Origin of the sequence: Streptomyces sp. NPDC001663 (assembly GCF_042893105.1) — a bacterium.
Taxonomy (GTDB): domain Bacteria; phylum Actinomycetota; class Actinomycetes; order Streptomycetales; family Streptomycetaceae; genus Streptomyces.
On record NZ_JBIAUR010000006.1, the window covers coordinates 477,761 to 495,421 of the forward strand.

Annotated in this window: 13 protein-coding genes; 8 read left to right on the plus strand and 5 right to left on the minus strand. The window is 66.9% G+C overall.

Annotation, left to right across the window (positions count from 1 at the left end):
• Nucleotides 1–379 precede the first annotated feature (379 nt).
• The 8 genes from ACFY1L_RS21930 (at nucleotide 380) to ACFY1L_RS21965 (ending at nucleotide 10,488) form a co-directional block, all read left to right on the plus strand.
• The gene (locus ACFY1L_RS21930) at nucleotides 380–1,753 is read left to right on the plus strand and encodes a dihydroorotase family protein (RefSeq protein ID WP_388826593.1); all 1,374 of its coding nucleotides are present in this window, start codon (nucleotides 380–382) and stop codon (nucleotides 1,751–1,753) included.
• A gap of 251 nt (nucleotides 1,754–2,004) precedes the next feature.
• Nucleotides 2,005–3,072 (plus strand): aromatic ring-hydroxylating dioxygenase subunit alpha, encoded by a 1,068-nt coding sequence (locus tag ACFY1L_RS21935; RefSeq protein WP_388826595.1) that lies wholly within the window; start codon nucleotides 2,005–2,007, stop codon nucleotides 3,070–3,072.
• Nucleotides 3,073–3,076: 4 nt separating this feature from the next.
• Nucleotides 3,077–4,498, plus strand: coding sequence for an NADH-ubiquinone oxidoreductase-F iron-sulfur binding region domain-containing protein (locus ACFY1L_RS21940; RefSeq protein ID WP_388826597.1), 1,422 nt, complete (start codon nucleotides 3,077–3,079; stop codon nucleotides 4,496–4,498).
• On the plus strand, nucleotides 4,498–4,707 hold the full coding sequence (locus ACFY1L_RS21945) for a ferredoxin (protein ID WP_388826600.1): 210 nt from the start codon (nucleotides 4,498–4,500) through the stop codon (nucleotides 4,705–4,707). Before ACFY1L_RS21940 ends, ACFY1L_RS21945 begins: the two co-directional genes overlap by 1 nt.
• A gap of 56 nt (nucleotides 4,708–4,763) precedes the next feature.
• Complete coding sequence (locus ACFY1L_RS21950) at nucleotides 4,764–6,260, plus strand: amidohydrolase family protein (RefSeq protein ID WP_388826603.1); 1,497 nt, start codon at nucleotides 4,764–4,766, stop codon at nucleotides 6,258–6,260.
• A gap of 6 nt (nucleotides 6,261–6,266) precedes the next feature.
• The gene (locus ACFY1L_RS21955) at nucleotides 6,267–7,088 is read left to right on the plus strand and encodes an SDR family NAD(P)-dependent oxidoreductase (protein WP_388826606.1); all 822 of its coding nucleotides are present in this window, start codon (nucleotides 6,267–6,269) and stop codon (nucleotides 7,086–7,088) included.
• Nucleotides 7,089–7,149: 61 nt separating this feature from the next.
• Nucleotides 7,150–8,118 (plus strand): zinc-binding alcohol dehydrogenase family protein, encoded by a 969-nt coding sequence (locus tag ACFY1L_RS21960; protein WP_388826921.1) that lies wholly within the window; start codon nucleotides 7,150–7,152, stop codon nucleotides 8,116–8,118.
• A gap of 30 nt (nucleotides 8,119–8,148) precedes the next feature.
• Nucleotides 8,149–10,488, plus strand: coding sequence for a molybdopterin-dependent oxidoreductase (locus ACFY1L_RS21965; RefSeq protein WP_388826609.1), 2,340 nt, complete (start codon nucleotides 8,149–8,151; stop codon nucleotides 10,486–10,488).
• Nucleotides 10,489–10,815: 327 nt separating this feature from the next.
• Here ACFY1L_RS21965 and ACFY1L_RS21970 read toward each other — a convergent pair whose 3' ends face one another.
• The 5 genes from ACFY1L_RS21970 to ACFY1L_RS21990 form a co-directional block, all read right to left on the minus strand.
• Complete coding sequence (locus tag ACFY1L_RS21970; protein ID WP_388826612.1) at nucleotides 10,816–12,000, minus strand: cytochrome P450; 1,185 nt, start codon at nucleotides 11,998–12,000, stop codon at nucleotides 10,816–10,818.
• 242 nt (nucleotides 12,001–12,242) lie between these two features.
• Nucleotides 12,243–13,232, minus strand: a complete 990-nt coding sequence (locus ACFY1L_RS21975; RefSeq protein ID WP_388826615.1) for an Lrp/AsnC family transcriptional regulator — start codon at nucleotides 13,230–13,232, stop codon at nucleotides 12,243–12,245.
• Nucleotides 13,233–13,356: 124 nt separating this feature from the next.
• Entirely contained in the window at nucleotides 13,357–14,862 is a 1,506-nt protein-coding gene (locus ACFY1L_RS21980; protein ID WP_388826618.1) for an aldehyde dehydrogenase family protein, read from the minus strand.
• Between the two features lie 156 nt (nucleotides 14,863–15,018).
• Complete coding sequence (locus ACFY1L_RS21985; protein WP_388826621.1) at nucleotides 15,019–16,023, minus strand: PDR/VanB family oxidoreductase; 1,005 nt, start codon at nucleotides 16,021–16,023, stop codon at nucleotides 15,019–15,021.
• A 200-nt stretch (nucleotides 16,024–16,223) separates the two neighbouring features.
• Nucleotides 16,224–17,657, minus strand: coding sequence for an NAD-dependent succinate-semialdehyde dehydrogenase (locus tag ACFY1L_RS21990; RefSeq protein WP_388826624.1), 1,434 nt, complete (start codon nucleotides 17,655–17,657; stop codon nucleotides 16,224–16,226).
• Nucleotides 17,658–17,661 lie beyond the last annotated feature (4 nt).

Consider the following 17,661-nt stretch of genomic DNA (forward strand, 5'->3'; position numbering starts at 1 on the left):
AGGCCCCTCACGCCGTCGTCCGCACCGACGAAGTCGCCTCCACCCATGTGGCGTTGAGGTCCGATGACGCCGACCGGACGTCGGCACCTGAGTATGACGAACGGGTGGCTTCGGACCTCTTGCTAAAACGTTAAACCGATGCCATCGTAAGGACTTACCCTGCGAGTCGAAGGGGCGGAGTGACCTCGCTCCTGAGGTCGTACTGACCGGAGACGTGCCCGCGCTCTCGTGTGGCCCTGGACAGCCTCGATGAGGGCCGCCGGTGGTGCCGGCCCGCTGAGGAGAACGCGGCCGACGAGAACAGCCGAAGGCGCGGAGCTGACGAAAACCGAAAGGACCCTCTGGCGTGCTGGATCTAGCGATCGTTGGCGGAACCGTCGTGACGCCCCATGGTCCCGCCCTGGTCGATCTCGGCGCACACGAGGGACTGACGGCTGTGGTGGCGGCGCCGGGAGCGCTGCCTCCGGCCGCGCGCACCATCGACGCCACGGGGAAAGTCGTCCTTCCGGGGGGAGTGGACCCGCACATACACACCAATGCGCCGCCGGGCATCTCAGGTGTCCTCGGCCGGGACGTCATCACGAAGGCAGCTCTTCACGGCGGTACGACGTCGATCATCGACTTCGTATGGCCAGGGGCGGAGTCACCGACCGCCGTACTGGAGCGCACGGTTGCGGATTGGGACGGAACCTCGTACACGGACTACGGCTTCCACGTCGTCCTGTCGGACGCGTTGTCAAGGGACCACCTCGGTGAACTGCCGGCGATCATCGGAGCGGGCTTCCCCAGCCTCAAGGTCTTCACCACCAACATCACCCCCCACGCCGACCATTTCCGTATGCGCACCGGACTGCTCGCCGACGTGCTGGAACTCTCGGCACGTCATGGAGCCATCGTCGACATCCACGCCGAGGACGACGAACTGGTGATGCACAAATATCGTGAGTACTTCGAGAGCGGGAAGACGGACATCGTCCATATGCCGGAAGTGCACTCCGTCATCTCCGAGGACCTGTCGTTCCACCACGTCATGCGCCTGGCTTCGCACACGCCCGGGTCGGCGATCTACATGCACCACGTGACGTCCGCTTTCGGCGTCCAGGCCATTGAGGAATTCCGTGCCAAGGGAATCCCCGTGTACGGGGAGACGCTGGCAGTCCTGACCTTGGCGGACCAACGGGTGTATGCCGAACCGGATGGCCACAGGTACCACATCTATCCCTCGCTCAAGTACGAGTCGGATGTCGACGCGATCTGGGAAGGCATCCGCACCGGAAGCATCCACACCTTCGGAACCGACGGTGTGTGCTGCCTCTGGGAGGAAAAGGACCGCTCGCGCACGATTGACCAGACGTTCGGAGGCGTCACCGGTGTCGAGCCCAAGTTCCCGTTGCTCTACACGGCGTTCACCGATGAGCGCGGGCTGGGACTGAAACGGCTGGCCGAGTTGACCAGCGAGAACGCCGCGAAGATCTTCGGTCTCTATCCTCGAAAGGGCGCGATCGTGGTCGGCAGCGATGCGGACTGGACCGTCATCGATCCGAACCTCGAAAAGCCCGTACGTGCGGCCGATCTCCATGAGGGTGATTACTCCCCCTGGGAGGGCCGTGTGGTCAGGGGATGGCCGGTGCTGACCGTGATGGGCGGCCGTGTCGTCGTCGAGGAGGGTGTCCTGAAGGACACGGTGATGCACGGGTGTCTCCTCCGACGCACACTCGACCCGCGTGTGCACGACGGAACAATTACGGGCTGAAACGGGCCGGTTGGCCGCTGTCGGCCGTGATCCGGCGGAGTTCGCGATCCGGAAAGGGTTGATGAATAGTGAACAGGGATCTAGTCGCCGTTCCCGCGGTCACAGCCGGTGGTGCTGGGCCCGAAGCGCCGGAGTGGGTTCCCCTCGACGAGCTGGTGGAACAGGTCGTGGAAACGGCGGCACTCCCGATCGAAGACGCCAAACCATTCACGGCTCAGGTGTACCTGGACCCGGGATTCTACGATCTCGAGGTGGAGCGCGTTCATCGACGGGACTGGCATGCGATCGCCCGCGTCGAACAGATCGCGGCACCGGGTGACTTCCTCACTCTGGATCTCTTCGGTGAGCCACTGGTCGCGGTACGAGGGGCCGACCACGAGGTGCGGGTCTTCTCCCGGGTCTGCCGGCACAGGTTCGCCGACGTGACAGCCGATCGCGAGGGCAACGTACCCGAATGCGGGAAGCTGGAGCATTTCGAGTGCCCTTACCACATGTGGTCGTATCGCCTGAACGGCGAACTGATCAACGCGGTCGATATGCAGCGCCGCGCCGAGTTCGCTGCGGACCGCTTCAACCTGGTCGAGTTCGACAGCGCCGTGTGGCAGGGCTTCGTCTTCGTCAAGCTGGACAATGACAGCACCGCACCGCTCGGGATGGAACCGCTCTCCACGTGCATAGGGCATTACGACTTCTCGGAGTGGCGTCTCGTCGGAAGCCGCGACTGGGGGCGCGTCGGCGCGAACTGGAAGATGGTCATGGAGAACTTCATGGAGTTCTACCACCACATGGGCGCGCACCTCTACACGGTCGAGACGGCGCTGCCGGGGCTCTCGGCGGAAGTAGGAGACGGAGCCGATCCGTCGACGTATGTCGCCAGGGTCGCGACCAGTCCGGCCGGGGCCGACCGGGAGGTGGAGGGAGCGCTCCAGCCGGCGGCGCTGTTGCCGCCTCCCGAGCACTTCGACACCTGGGACTGCGGCGGCAGCCTCATCTTCTCCCGGTTCCCCACATTCATGGTGGCGGCCTTCTGCGACTTCAGCTACTGGTACCAGCTCACCCCGACGTCCGCGGGCGACCACGAGCTCAAGGTCCACGCTCTCGTGCACGAGAGCAACCTCGATCGGGTGGATGACGCTTTGGTGGCGGCGGCGTACGAATTCTTCGCCCCCATCCAGGAAGAGGACGCGGCGATGACCACCCGGGTCCAGAAGAACATGACCTCCGGAGCCGTGCACGGAGGTGTTCTCCACGACCAGGAGTTCCCGCTGCTTCACATGCAGCGGTACCTCGCCGGGATGCTCAAGAACGGGAAGGCCTAGTCGGATGATCGACGTCGAGGCCGACACAGGGCGCCGCAGCGCGCTGGAAATCGGACGGGGCCGCACGCAGGTGATGCGCTGGCCCGGTGTCGTCGGGGGCATTCTGCGTGAGGACTGCGAGGCCGTTGAGACACTGGCCGACTACATGGCGGTCGGCGGCTATCAGGCGTTGTCGGCCTTGCCTGCCGACGAGGTCCACGCGCACCTTTCCGCGCATCCCGGCGTGACGCTGCTGCGAGGGCGTGGCGGTGCCGCGTTCCCGTTCTGGCGAAAGGTCGAGAACGCCCGTGGTGCGACCGTGCGGCGGGGCCTGGCCCCCGTCGTCGTCGCGAACGGAGCCGAGGGCGAACCGCTCAGCGTCAAGGACCGCTACCTCATGCGGCACCGTCCGCATCTCGTGCTCGACGGGCTCGCCCTGACCGCCGCGGCGGTCGGCGCCGCAAGGGTGCTTCTCTATGTCTCCGACCCCGTCGCGCGTACCGCACTGGCCGCGGCCCTGTCCGAGGCGCAGGACGTCATCAGCTGTTCGATCGAGGTCTTCGCGGCCCAGGACACCTATGTGGCGGGGGAGGAAAGCGCTCTGGTGAGAGCCGTCCAAACCGGTATCGCGCGACCCGTCGACGGGCCGCCCTATGTGTACAACGAGGGCATCGGTGGTGCGCCGACACTCGTGTCCAACGTGGAGACGCTCGCGAGGGTCGCGCGGTCGGTCCAGCAGCGAGCGGGTGCGGGTGACGCGTCCTTCCTCGCGACCGTGTCCGGCCCGCGACGACCGGCGGTCCTTGTCGAGGTGCCCGAGGGCCTGCCGGTTGTCGAGCTGCTCCGGACGCTGGGTTTCCTTGCGGGGGACGGAGGGGACGCGGCGGTGGTCGCCGGCGGCTTCTTCGGCGGGATCCTTCCCCTTGAGGACACCCTGCGCTTCGAGTGGTCCTCCTTCCGGGAAGCGGGCGGAGGTCTGGGTTGCGCCTCCCTGTACGTGGTGCCGGACCGAGACTCGGTGATGGATGCGGCCGGGCACATCGCCTCGTACTACGCGGCGAACAACGCCCGCCAGTGCAGGTCGTGTATCGACTCCATACGCGACATCGCCCACCACCTCACGGACACGGCGCCGCCGACGGGGCACTTGCGTGTCCTCGGCGGGAACCCGGTCGAGGAGCTGTCCCGCTGGAGCCGCCAACTCGTGGGCCGTGGCGCCTGTGCCTTGCCGGACGGCGTCGCGCTGATGCTGCGCTCGCTGATCCGGCACTTCCCGGACGAGCTTGAGCGGCATGTGACCACGGTTTCGCTGTCCCGCCGATCCCAGGTGCTGGATCCCGCCAGGCCGGCGGTCCTCGGCAAGCGGCGCTCGGACAGTGTCCCCATGGTTCCCGTTCCTGGTACGGAGATACCCGGTACGGACCTACCCGGTGCGGAGTTGATCTGATGCGAGTGCGAGTGGATCCCGCTGCCTGCCGCGGATACGCGGTCTGCCATGAGGTCGCCCCGGATCACTATGCGATGGACGACTGGGGACTGGCCCAGTCCGTCGGGAAAGACGTCGCACCGGAGGAGGTCTCCGATGTCGAGCGGTCGATCCGGGTGTGTCCCTACCGGGCGATTCGCTGGATCGGCGACGCCGATGACACTCCGTAGGTACCCGCCCGCTCAGGCGGCCGACGACGCCCGACACCACTGGTAAGGACACCGCAGTGGAAGAGATCATCGAACCCGGCGCGATCCTCACCGCCGACGCCCGTGGTGTCGAGGTGACCTGCCGCCGAGGCGCTGCCGTCCTCGTCGACGGCGGTGTGATCGTCGACGTCGACGACGCGCCGTCCCTCGAACGAAGGCACCCGTCCGCGACGGTCAAGCGACGTGGCAACTCGTTGCTCATGCCCGGCTTTGTGAACGGGCATCACCACATCGGGGTCACTCCTGTCCAGCTCGGGACTCGGGACTCCCCTCTGGAAACCTGGGTCAGTCTCCGCTCGGTTCCCGTTCCGGTGGACCTCGCGCTCGACACGACGTACTCGGCGAGTCAGATGATCCGCAGCGGAGTGACGAGCGTCCAGCACCTGCAGGAGCCGCAGCCGACAGACGCTGCGGATCCGTCGGAGTCGGCCCGCACCGTTCTGGACACCTACGGTCGGATCGGCATGCGTGCTTCCTTCGGGAAGCTGGTGCGCGATCAGAACTATCTCGTGCACGGGCAGGACAGCGACCTCATCCGCGATATCCCGAGTTCCGACCACAGCCGATTTCGTGACCTGTTGGCGACTCTCCGCGTCCCGGTCAGCGACCAGTTGCAGGCCTTCACCGACCTCCGGGCCGCCTACGCTGACCACCCTCGACTGTCGCTTCAACTCGCGCCCGCGAACCTGCATTGGGTGAGCGACGAGGCACTTGAGGATTTCGGGGTCGTGTCGGACGCGACGGGTGCCGCCGTACACATGCATCTTCTGGAGAGCGTCTACCAGTCCAAGTACATGGATCGGCGGGCGGGCGCCGACCGGGTCAGACACCTGACCAAGTCAGGACTGCTGACGAAGCGCCTGACACTTGGTCACGGTACGTGGATGCAGCCGGCCGACATCGAGGCCCTGGCCGAGGCCGACGCGAGTGTGTGCAACAACTGCAGCTCCAATTTCCGGCTCGCGAGTGGCCGGCTCCCGCTGATCGATCTCCTGGCCGCCGACGTCAATGTGGCCATCGGAATCGATGAGGCGGGCATCAACGACGACCACGACATGCTTCAGGAAATGCGGCTGATCTTCGCGGTCAACCGGGAGCCGGGCCTCACCAACCGTCAGGTCTCCGCCGAACAGGTCTTCCGTATGGCCACGTCGGGCGGCGCGCGCAGCAGCGGATACGGGGACGGACACGGGACGATCACCCCGGGAGCCCCGGCCGATCTCCTTCTCCTGGACGAGAACGAGCTCAGGAGCCCGTTCCAGCTGGAGGGAATTCCCGAGGTCGAACTCGTCGTGCAGCGCGCAAGGCCGCAGCACATCACCGATGTGATGGTCGCGGGCGAGTGGCTGATGGCGGACTCGGAACTCACGACGATCGACGAGTCCGCGATGGTGGAGGAACTGGCCGCCGCGTGTGCAGCGGTCGACCTTGAGAGCCACCGCGCCTCGAAAGCCTTTGCCGAGAATCTGACCCACGCGGTTCGCAAGTGGTTCGTCAGCGAATATGGAGTTTAGTAAATAATGTCCGTTGCATCGCTGGAAGGCAAAGTAGCGTTCATATCCGGTACGGGCGGTGGCCAGGGCCGGGAAGCGGCTCGGCAGTTCGCCGCTGCCGGGGCGCGAGTGGTGGGCTGCGATCTGGACCAGGAGGCCGCCCAGGAGACGGTCGATGCCGTGCGTGCCGCCGGCGGCGAGATGATCACGGTCGGCCCGGTCGATCTGAGTTCGCCCGACGGTTGTCGTGACTGGATCTCCACGGGCCTCGATGCCTACGGTCGGCTGGACGTCCTCTACAACAACGCGGCGGCCGAGTCGATGTTCGCGATCGACGACGCCGACGCGTGGGACCGGTGGTCAGCGGGCCTGCGAGGAGAGGTCGACCTGGTCTTCGCCGCCATTCGGGAAGCGTGGCCCGCGTTGTGCGTGCGCGGGGGAAGCATCATCAACGTGTCCTCGGTAGCGGCGCTTCGCGGGCTTCCCGTCGAAGGCGTCGAGCCAGGATCATCGGTGTCGCACAGTGCCGCCAAGGCGGCGATTCTGGGTCTGACCCGTCAGGTCGCGGCCGAGGGTGCGCCCCACGGAATTCGCGCGAACGCGCTGCTACCCGGCTTCATCGACACGGGAGCCACCGCTCCGGTGTTCGAGACGACATCGCGCGAGACGATCGCGGCATCCATCCCGCTCGGCAGGATCGGTGCCCCGAAGGACATCGCGGCGGCTGCGGTCTTCTTCGCGTCGGACGCGGCGGAGTGGATCACGGGGGAAACCCTGGTGATTGACGGCGGTATGACCCGGATCGGCCGGAGTATTCTCCCATCGCTTCCCTGGGGCGGGGCAGAGTGAAGCACCATCACGAGACAGGGCTCTGGCGACAGCCCGGAAAGCAGGGAATCCCTTGCAGGCAGTGATCCTTCGGGCGAATGGCGGTCCCGAAAAGCTTCAGATCGAGTCGGTCGCCGACCCCCGCGCTGGCGCGGGTGACGTACTGGTGCGGCTTACGCATTCCTCTCTCAACTTCCATGACGTGCTCGTTCGGCGCGGAGACATCCGGACCGTCCTGCCGCGGATCATCGGAATGGACGGATGCGGAACGCGACTCGACACGGGGGAAAGGGTTGTCATCTCGCCGTCTCTCTTGTGGGGTGCGTCCCCGAAGCATCCGGGGAAAGACTGGGAGATACTGGGCGATGTCCGCGACGGAACCTACGCGGAACTGGTAGCCGTTCCCGCTGACAACGTCTTTCTCGCGCCACGAGGGTTTTCCAGCGCCGAGACCGCCGCCCTTCCCGTGGGCGGCCTCACGGCGTTTCGCGCGTTGTTCACCCGCGGTCACCTGGCCGCGGGCGAGAAAGTGCTCGTTCTCGGAGCGGGTGGCGGAGTGGCCACGTTCCTGGTGTCTCTCGCGGCAGCGGCCGGTGCCGAGGTCTTCGTCACCTCTTCGTCGGTGAACAAAATCCTCTGGGCGAAGGAGATCGGCGCGAGCGACGGAATTCTCTACACGGATTCCGACTGGGTTGCGCAGGCCCTCGACATGACAGGAGGCGGCGCGGATCTGGTCATCGATTTCGTCGGCCGTGACATGGGTGCGTCGCTGCGATGTGCTCAGCCGGGGGGACGCGTCGTCTGCTTCGGCGGTGGCCCCGGAGTCGAAGCCCGTTTCAACCTTCGTGAGTTCTTCTTCAGCCAGCGGTCGGTCATCGGAACCACACTGGGCAGCACCGAGGACTTCGTCGGCCTCCTGAACTTCATCGAGGACCACCCACGATGGCGACCCGTCAGCGACGTCGAATTCCCACTGGCTCAGGTCGCAGAAGCACACGCGCGTCTGGAGTCCGGAGCACAGTTCGGAAAGATCGTTCTCCATCACGGGTAACTGACCACGCCGCGCGCAGAGGAAACCGACATGGCTCGAGAAACCCGCCGTACCACCATGCACTGGGGGACGTTCGACTTCGATGTCGAGGACGGAGCCGTGCGGTCGACCACGGCACCGCCGGACGACCCGGAAGCGGCGTCGATGTCGGCCGGGTTGGACGCGACGATCCGTCACCCGCTGCGCATCACCCAACCGCACGTGCGGGCCGGTTGGCTGGAGCGAGGTCCACAACGAGCCGGCAACAGACGCGGCGGCGAGCCGATGATCCCCGTCGGCTGGGACGAGGCCTACGATCTGGTCGCGGCTGAACTGACCCGGGTCCGGGAGGAGTTCGGGAACGAGTCGGTGTTCGGCGGCTCGTACGGGTGGTCGAGCGCCGGACGCTTCCACCATGCGCAGAGCCAGATCCATCGGTTCCTCGCACTCGACGGCGGCTACACGACATCCCGCCATACCTACAGCGTCGGCGCCCAACAAGTCGTTCTTCCGCACGTTCTGGGTGGTGGGGGAATGGCGATGTTCGACTGGAATCCGCAGTGGTCCGAGATCGCGAAGCACGGTGAACTGGTCATCGCGTTCGGAGGCGCTCCGCTACGAAACGCACGGGTGAACCAAGGAGGCCTCCGCCGGCACCGCGCCGCGGAGGCGCAGCAGGCCTGCCGCGACGCGGGCACGAAGTTCGTTCTGGTGAGCCCGATCCGTGACGATCTGGCGCCCGGCCTGCTGGCGGAATGGGTACCGATACGCCCTGGGACGGATACGGCACTGATGCTGGCGATGGCCCACCACATTCTCCGCCTCGGACTCGAGGACGCGGATTTCCTCGACAGGTGCTGTGTGGGCTTTGACCGATTCCGTTCCTATGTCATGGGGGAGACGGACGGTCAGCCCAAGACCCCGGAGTGGTCCGAGCGGATCACCGGTGTTCCGGCGACGATCACGCGTGAGCTGGCCGAAGCGACCGCGCGCTGCCGGACGGTGATCTCTCTCAGCTGGTCGATCCAACGGGCCCAGCACGGCGAGCAGCCGTACTGGGCGGGAGTGACCCTGGCCGCCATGTCGGGTTCGATGGGACGTCCGGGCGGTGGGTTCGCGGCCGGTCTGAGTGCCAATCACGGGATCGGCATGGGCCGAGGATCGATGGGCGTCGCCAGTCTCCCGCAGCCGTCCAATCCCGTGGATTCCTTCATCCCTGTCGCGCGGATATCCGATCTTCTGCTCAACCCGGGCGCCACTCTGCCGTTCAATGGCCAGTCGATCACTTATCCCGACATTCGGCTGGTGTATTGGGCCGGGGGGAACCCTTTTCATCATCAGCAGGATCTGAACAAGCTGGTGCGGGCCTGGAACACACCGGAAACGGTCGTCATCCATGATTCCTGGTGGACGCCGGTCGCGCGACGTGCGGATATCGTCATCCCGGTGGCCACGGCATTGGAGCGGGACGACTTCGCCGCAGGCAGCCGGGACACTCATCTGCTACCCATGCGACGTATCGTCGACCCGCCCCTTGGAGTACCGACCGATTTCGAGGCGTTCCGCTCCATTGCCGCCCGTCGCGGCTTCGGTGCGGCCTTCGACGAGGGTCTGGACGGCGCGGGATGGGTCCGACGTCTCTACAGCGAAACGGTGAACCGCCTGGCCGTACGCGGCGCAGTGCTGCCGGACTTCGAGAAATTCCTTCATTCGGATGGCGTCGACATTCCGATGGAACCCGATGGTCCAGGGGTCTTCGAAGCGCTCCGCTCGGACCCTGAGCGGCATTCGCTCGACACTCCGAGTGGCCGCATCGAGATCTTCTCGGAAACGGTGTCCGGCTTCGGCTACGAGGAGAGTCCCGGTCATGCGTTCTGGTGCGAGCCGGATGAATGGCTCGGTCGTCCGGACGCAGAGACCGACGGATACTTTCATCTCCTGTCGCACCAGCCTCGGCAGCGACTCCACAGTCAGCTCGACTTCGCGGCGGCCAGTCTCGCGACCAAGGTCGACGGCCGTGAGACCGTGACCATGCACACGGAGGACGCCGTACGGCTCGGTGTCGCGGACGGTGATGTGGTCCGCGTCTTCAACAGCCGCGGAGCCTGCCTGGCGTCCGTCCTGACCACGAGCGGCATTCTGCCTCGCGTGGTGGTCATGGCGACCGGCGGCTGGTACGACCCCGAAGAGCCGGGAAAGCCGGGCTCACTGGATCTGCAGGGGAACCCGAACGTCCTGACCGCCGACCTTCCGACATCCCGCCTCGGGCAGGCGTCGTCGGCCCAAACTTGCCTGGTGCGGATCGAATCGGTGCAGCACGCCCCGAGCAGTCGGGCCCATGACGTCCCCCGGGTGGGCGAGGCCGGCTCCGATCCTGACCGGTTCGTATAGGCGGCCATGCCGATCAGCGCCTGGTGGGCCGTCAGCAGTGCGAAGATCTCCTGCTCAAGCCGGCCACGCCTTCATCCCTCACACCTGCGCCGCCCGCTGCCCGCTCGCCCTGGCCCGGGGCAGCGGGCAGGACTGCGGTGAGTCAGGAGCACGTCGGGCAGCGGGCGGCGCACCGTCGGGCGCCGCCCGCGGGGTGGCGCTGGAGCGTCCAGATGCCCCAGCGGACAGTGCGCGCGTAGGCGAGTTCGCCGGCGTCGTCGGGCGTGAAGATCCGGCGCGAAGACCAAGTGCGAAGACCAAGTGCGAAGACCAAGTGCCACGTCCGGCTTACGCCGACAGCGTCACCGGCATCGATTCGACACCGTTCACGATCTCGCTCGCGAGATACTTGGCGTCGCCGATCTCGTACGCCTGTACTCGCTCGAAGAACACCTCGAAGAATATGCCGAGTTCGAGCTTGGCGAGGTTGAGACCCAGGCAGTGGTGCGGCCCCGGTCCGCCAAAGGCGAAGTGCTGGTTCATCGGGCGGTCGAGTCGCAACGCGAAGGGTTCGTCGAACACGGTCTCGTCGCGGTTCGCCGAGACGAACCACAGAGCGACCTTGTCCCCCGCCTTGACCGGCCGGCCGGCGATCTCGGTGTCGACAAGAGCTGTTCTGGCGAAATGCCTGATGGGGGTTGCCCAACGGATGATTTCATCGAGTGCCGTCGGCTTGAGTTCCTCGAAGTTCCGGCGCCAGGACGCCTGCTGATCCGGAAAGTCATGGAGCGCCTTGATCGCGTGCGACAGCACGGTCCCGGTCGTCTCGATTCCCGCTGTGACCAGGAGCGAGAAGTAGTAGCCGGCGTCGACCGCGGAAAGCGGCTCGCCGTTGACCCGCCCGTTGGCGAGGTGCGCGGTCAGTGACTCGGCACCCTCGGGAAGGGACGCGATGAGCTCGCGGCCGATCTCGGCGATCTGGTCCTCACTGGCGGAGCTCTCCTCGGGATCGGAGCTGAAGACGGCCTGAGTGAGGGTCACCATCTGCTGCATCTGGTCGTCAGGGATGCCCATCAGGTCGAGGATCACCGTGGTCGGGAAAACATGCGACACGTCGGTGACGAAATCGAAGGTGCCTTTCTGCGCGCACCTGTCCATGATCCCCTCGGCTGTGCGCCTGACCAGCTCGCTGTGCCGTGCGACGGAACGCCGCGAGAACTGGGGATTGACGAGGCCCCGGTACGACCTGTGGGCCGGATCGTCCATGACCAGGATGCCGCCGAGGGGGCCGGACGTGTAGTCCACCAGGACGCCGTGGCGATTTCCGAAGAGGTCGGCGTTCCTGCTGACGTAACTGATGTCCTCGTGTCTGACGACCGCCCAGGAGCCGCGACTTGTGGGCCGCATGTCCGGATGCTTCTCCGGCTGCCATGACACGGGATCGGATCGGCGCAGTTCCGCGAAGGCGGCGTGGATATCGCCGCTGCGCCAAAACTCTTGATCTGAGAGAGAGAACGACGCTGCTGTCGGCATAGCACTGAGAATATTCACGCACGGCGTTCCGTACAAGGGTTGTCGCCAAAGTCATTCACATAGGCTGGAGACATCGCCAATCGGTGCCGGGATGGGCGAGCTTTCTGTATCGAATACGGGCCCGGCACCGGTGAGCGTCATCAGGGGGCCGGGACCTGGACCGGCTGAAGCTGCCGGAGACACTCCGACGCGCGAAGCCGAGGGAGGGAAGTGATGGTCCTGTTCTTGCGGCGGGCAGTGCCTCAGTCGGTCGGCCCGATCGGCAGGCCGAGGGAGTCATGTACGAGGCCGGCCCAGGCGTAGGGCAACTTGACCACTTCGAGGTACTGGAGCGTGTGCGAGCCGACGACGCCGGCGATGGTGCGCAGCCGGTCTCCGGTCAGCCTCGCCAGCGCTTCCTTGTCCGTGCAGGAGACCTCCATCAGGAGGTCGAACGAACCGGCGGCCGTGATCAGCACCTCGATCTCGGGGATCTGCTTGAGGGTGGTGAGCGCTGGTCCGATCGGGCCGTGCACGGTGACACCGATGGTCGCCTGCACGCGCGAGCGCATACTCAGCGGGTTCTCGATCGTCACGATACGCAGGAGCCCGGAGTCCATCAGGGCCCGGACATGTCGGCGGGTACTGCTGTAGGTGAGGCCCGACACCTCCTGCAGTTCGCGGAAGCTGGCACGTCCGTCGGATTGCAGGGCCTTGATCAGCGCACGGTCGGCCTTGTCCAGGCTCGGCAGTGGAGCCGACTCGCTGGGTTGTTCGGGGTCGGTCCCCGTCAGGTCCTTCTCGATGGTGAGGTAGGTGAAGACGTCCTGCACGACCACACCCTCGATGGTCCGGATGCGGTCGTCGATGTTGGTGAGGAGTTCCTCGTCATCCCGGCAGGCAAGCTGTACGAGGACGTCGTACTGCCCCGCCACGCAGGCCACGAAGTCGACGGTGGGGATCTCGGCGATCCTGCGTGCCACCGCGCGTGATGGGCCGTGCACCTTGAGCGCGGCGAGCGCGAACGAACCGCATCCCAGGACGGCCGCCGAGACACTGCCGACGACCTTGATCTTTCCCTGTGAGATGAGGTGGTTCAGTCGCACTCTGACGGCGTCGCCCGACAACCCCACGATCCGACTCAGGTCGGAATAGCTGATGCGACCGTCCTTCTTGAGGACCTCGACCAGTTGCCGGTCGAGACCGACGATGCCCGAGTCAGTGTGCGATTCACCGTGCGCCTCGGCGAACACAGGCAGGACCCCTCCAAGTGTCAGGGCCTCAAACTATCGCATCGGTGTCCGGCCGGATCGCACGGACCGCTCGGCATCGGATCGCGGTTCAGGGGCCCCATCCGGTGGTCGGTTCCTCCCTGCCTCATACGCTGCGGTCAAGCGTCGTGGTCTTCGTCTCGGAGTAGTGCATGACCGCCTCCGCTCCGAGCTCACGACCGAATCCGCTGCCCTTCACACCGCCGAAGGGCAGCGTGTGATGGAAGACCGCGTAGGTGTTGATCCACACGGAGCCCGCGCGCAGCCGCTGGCCGACGCGGTGCGCACGACCGACGTTGGAGGTCCACAGGCCTGCCGCGAGACCGAACTTCGTGCCGTTCGCCAGAGCCACCGCTTCCTCCTCGCCCTCGAAGGGCGTCACGGCCAGCACGGGGCCGAAGATCTCCTCCTGCTCGATGGCGGTCCCCGGCCGGACATCGACGAACACGGTGGGTTCGACGAAGTGCCCGGGGCGCTTGACCTCGTTGCTGCCCAGGGCGACCACGGCGCCTTCGGACCGCCCGGTCTCGATCAGGGACATGACCCGGTCCTTCTGCCGAGCGGAGATGATGGGCCCCATCTGCGTTCCCGGTTCGAGACCGTGGCCGACGACCAGTGTCCGGGTCCGTTCCACCAGGCGCTCGACGAACCGGTCGTGCACGGAGCGCTCGACCAGCAACCGGCTGCCGGCGATGCACACCTGGCCCGCGTTGGTCCACGCTCCCATCATCACGGCGTCGACGGCGGCGTCCAGGTCCGCGTCGGCGAACACGATGTGGGCGCTCTTCCCGCCCAGTTCGAGCGAGACCCGGGTGAGTGCCTGTGCCGCGGCCTGTGCGACCTTGCGGCCGGTCACCGTGGACCCGGTGAAGGCGATCTTGTCGAGATCGGGATGGGCCGCGAGCGCCGCCCCGGTGTTGCCGCCGCCGGTGACGACGTTGAAGACCCCGTCGGGCAGTCCGGCTTCCAGGGCCGTCCGGGCCAGTGCCAGGGCGGTGAGCGGAGAGAGCTCCGAGGGTTTGGCGACGACCGAGTTGCCCATGGCCAGTGCCGGCGCCAGCTTGTACGCCAGGATCGGAAGAGGGTAGTTCCAGGGCGTGATCGCGCCGCAGACGCCCAACGGCTCGCGGGTGGTGAAGGCGAAGAACGGTCCCGGTGCCGGGATCACCGTGCCTTCCGTCTTGTTCGCCCAGCCCGCGAAGTAGCGCAGTACGTCGACCGTCTCGGAGACACTCATCTCCGCCTCTGCGAGGGGCTTTCCCGTGTCGAGCGTCTCCAGCTCGGCGAACAGCCGGCGGTCGCGCTCCACGAGATCGGCCATGGCGTGCATCGTCCGCTCGCGATGGTCGGCGTCCGCGCCGGCCCAGCGCCCGTCCTCGTGCGCGGAGCGTGCGGAGCGGACCGCGAGGTCGACGTCCTGGGCGTCCGCCGCCGCGAACTCCGCGACTAACCGGCCCGAGCCCGGGTCCTCGTCCCCGACGACGGGCCCCCGCCCGGCGGCCTCGGAGCCCTCGCGTACCTGCCCGAGTGGCGGCTTGGCCAGCCACTCCCGCGTCTCGGGCGCGAGCATGGACACGGCACCGGGGTCGGACGCTGTGACAGGGGCGTTCATCGGCTTCTCCGTATCGGTGAAGGGTTCAGGCATTGCGGCGGGTACGAGAACAGCCGGGAGCGAGGCCCGTGCGCCGACGATGTCCCCGTTCACGGGCCTCGGTCCACCGTGTACGTCGAGGTCGTGGAGAGGACACGTCGACGTCGCCGGTGCGTGTCAGAGATCGAGCACGAGACGAGTGGTCCGAGAGCGGCCCACGCAGATCATCATCGTGTCGTTCGCGGCGCGTTCGTCGTCCGTCAGGACCTGGTCGCGGTGGCAGGGCAGGCCCTCCAGCACTCCGGTCTCGCAGGAGCCGCAGTATCCCTCCTCGCAGGAGAAGGGGACCTGGGGCGCCACCGACCGCACGATGTCGATGAGCCGGTCGTCCGGCCCGACCGGCAGGACCTGGTCCGTGGAGGCGATGACCACCTCGAACTCCTCAAGACCACCGTCGTCGGCGACCGCCTTGACACCGGACGCCGCACCGAACCGCTCCAGCCGCAGCTGCCCCTGGCCCAGGTCCCTCCCGACGCGCGCTTCCAGCGCCGCCAGCATGGGCTCGGGGCCGCAGGCGTACACGGGTATCCCGCCGGCGGCGGCGTCGGCCACGGCGGCGAGGTCGAGCAGGCCCGACTCGTCCTCCGGGACGACGTCCACCCGGCCGGCCTCCCCGGCGTCCACGACGAGCTGTTCCATCTCGGGGAGGTAGGCCATCGACGATCGCGTCCGGCCGCCGTAGAAGAGCCTCCAGGGCCGGTTCCTTCGGGTCGCCTCGCGGATCATGGCCAGGATCGGGGTGATCCCGATGCCCCCGGCGACGAAGACGTATGAGTCGGCGTCGGCCAACGCGAAGTGGTTGCGGGGGCCGTTGATGGTGATCGCGCTGCCCTCATGCAGCGTCGAGTGGATCTGTTCCGAGCCCCCGCGGCCGTTCTGCTCGCGCAGTACGGCGACACGCAGGGTCTGCTCCTCCGGGTCACCGCACAAGGAGTACTGACGGATCGTCCCGTCCGCCAGACACAGATCGATGTGCGCGCCGGGGGCCCACGCGGGCGTGATGCCGTCAACCAGCTCGAAGTCCAGTTCGATGACCGTGTCGCTCAGCCGGCGCCGACGGACGACACGGGCCTGGGCGCCGGTCAGTGAGGTGAGAGCAACCGGTTGGTCGAGTGCCGTCATGTCGATTCTCCGGCGGGCTAGAGAGTGAGGCCAGTCCTACGGTAGTGGCGATAATACATGCATTCAAGAGTCGCGTGGCTTTTTGATGCCCTCTGATCCTATGCCCGTGGTCATATTGCGCGCCTCTTTGGGCTCTGGAGGCCACGTCTCCGATCACGAGCGGCAGAGGCAGATGTACGCCGCCCATGTCCACTCCGACGTCACCAGTCGACGGCGATGTACTTGGTCTCCAGGAACTCGGTGATGCCGTGGCGGCCGCCCTCGCGGCCGATGCCGCTGTGCTTGGTGCCGCCGAAGGGAGCGGCCGGGTCGGAGAGGATGCCGGTGTTGACGCCGACCATGCCGGCGTCGACCCGTTCGGCGACGCGCAGGGCACGGGCGAGGTCCCCGCTGTAGACGTAGGACGCCAGCCCCATGTCCGTGGCGTTCGCCAGCTTGATCGCCTCTTCCTCGGTGTCGAAGGCGACGACGGGGGCGACCGGAGCGAACATTTCGTACTGGAGGACCTCGGCGTCGCGCGGCACGTCGAGCAGGAGTGTCGGAGCGAGGTAGTAGCCCTCGTCGTCCGGCTCGGTTCCGCAGGTGACCGCGCGGGCCCCGGCCTTGACCGCGGCGGCGACGGCCTCCCGGACCGAGTCGACCGCCGACCGGCTCGCCAGTGGGCCGACCTGGACACCGTCCTGGTCGCCGGGCCCGAGCCGCATGGCGCCCAGCTCGGCGGACAGCCGTGTGACGAACTCGTCGTGGACCGACGCCTGCACGAGGAACCTGTTCGCGGCGGTGCAGGCTTCCGCGTTGTGGCGCATCTTGGCGACGACGGCGCCCGCGACGGCGGCGTCGAGATCAGCGTCGTCGAACACGATGAACGGGGCGTTGCCGCCGAGCTCCATCGAGCACTTCAGGACACGCCCGGAGGCCTGCGCCAGGAGCTTGCTGCCCACCTGCGTCGAACCGGTGAACGACAGGGCCCGCACCGGTCCCTCGGCGATGAGATCACCGACCACGTCGACGTTGCGCGTGGTGGGAACGATGTTGATGACACCCGGGGGCACCCCGACCTTCTCGGCGATCCGCGCGAGGTACAGGGCGGTCAACGGGGTCTGGAAGGAAGGCTTGACGACGACCGTGCAGCCTGCCGCGAGTGCGGGTGCGATCTTCCGCGTGATCATCGCCGCGGGAAGGTTCCACGGTGTCAGGAGCAGCGAGACGCCGACCGGCTGGGAGATCTCCATGATGCGGCGCGCGCCGCTCGGGGACGTCGTCAGGTAGCCGGGCAGCCGTACTGCCTCCTCGCTGTACCAGCGGTAGAACTCGGCGGCGTAGGCGACCTCGGCCCGTGCGTCGGCGAGCGGCTTGCCGTTCTCGGTGACGATGAGACCGGCGATCTCGTCGGCCGCGGCCACCATCTCGTCGTACATGGCCCGCAGCAGTTCGGCCCGGTCGCGAGGGGCCGTACCGCGCCATCCGTCCGCCGCCCGGTGGGCGGCCTCGGCGGCGGCACGGCCGTCCTCGACCTCCGCGTCCGCGACGGTGGCTACAACCTTCCGGGTCGCCGGGTCCTCGACGTCGAAGCGCCTGCCGGATGAGCTGGGCACCCAACGGCCGTCGATGAACAGGTCGGTTGCAAGGGTCATCGGG

Coding starts and splice junctions, on each gene's coding strand:
- ACFY1L_RS21955 (WP_388826606.1), top strand. CDS start 6,267: ATGTCCGTTGCATCGCTGGAAGGCAAAGTAGCGTTCATATCCGGTACG.
- ACFY1L_RS21970 (WP_388826612.1), bottom strand. CDS start 12,000: ATGCCGACAGCAGCGTCGTTCTCTCTCTCAGATCAAGAGTTTTGGCGC.
- ACFY1L_RS21980 (WP_388826618.1), bottom strand. CDS start 14,862: ATGAACGCCCCTGTCACAGCGTCCGACCCCGGTGCCGTGTCCATGCTC.
- ACFY1L_RS21945 (WP_388826600.1), top strand. CDS start 4,498: ATGCGAGTGCGAGTGGATCCCGCTGCCTGCCGCGGATACGCGGTCTGC.
- ACFY1L_RS21940 (WP_388826597.1), top strand. CDS start 3,077: ATGATCGACGTCGAGGCCGACACAGGGCGCCGCAGCGCGCTGGAAATC.
- ACFY1L_RS21990 (WP_388826624.1), bottom strand. CDS start 17,657: ATGACCCTTGCAACCGACCTGTTCATCGACGGCCGTTGGGTGCCCAGC.
- ACFY1L_RS21965 (WP_388826609.1), top strand. CDS start 8,149: ATGGCTCGAGAAACCCGCCGTACCACCATGCACTGGGGGACGTTCGAC.
- ACFY1L_RS21985 (WP_388826621.1), bottom strand. CDS start 16,023: ATGACGGCACTCGACCAACCGGTTGCTCTCACCTCACTGACCGGCGCC.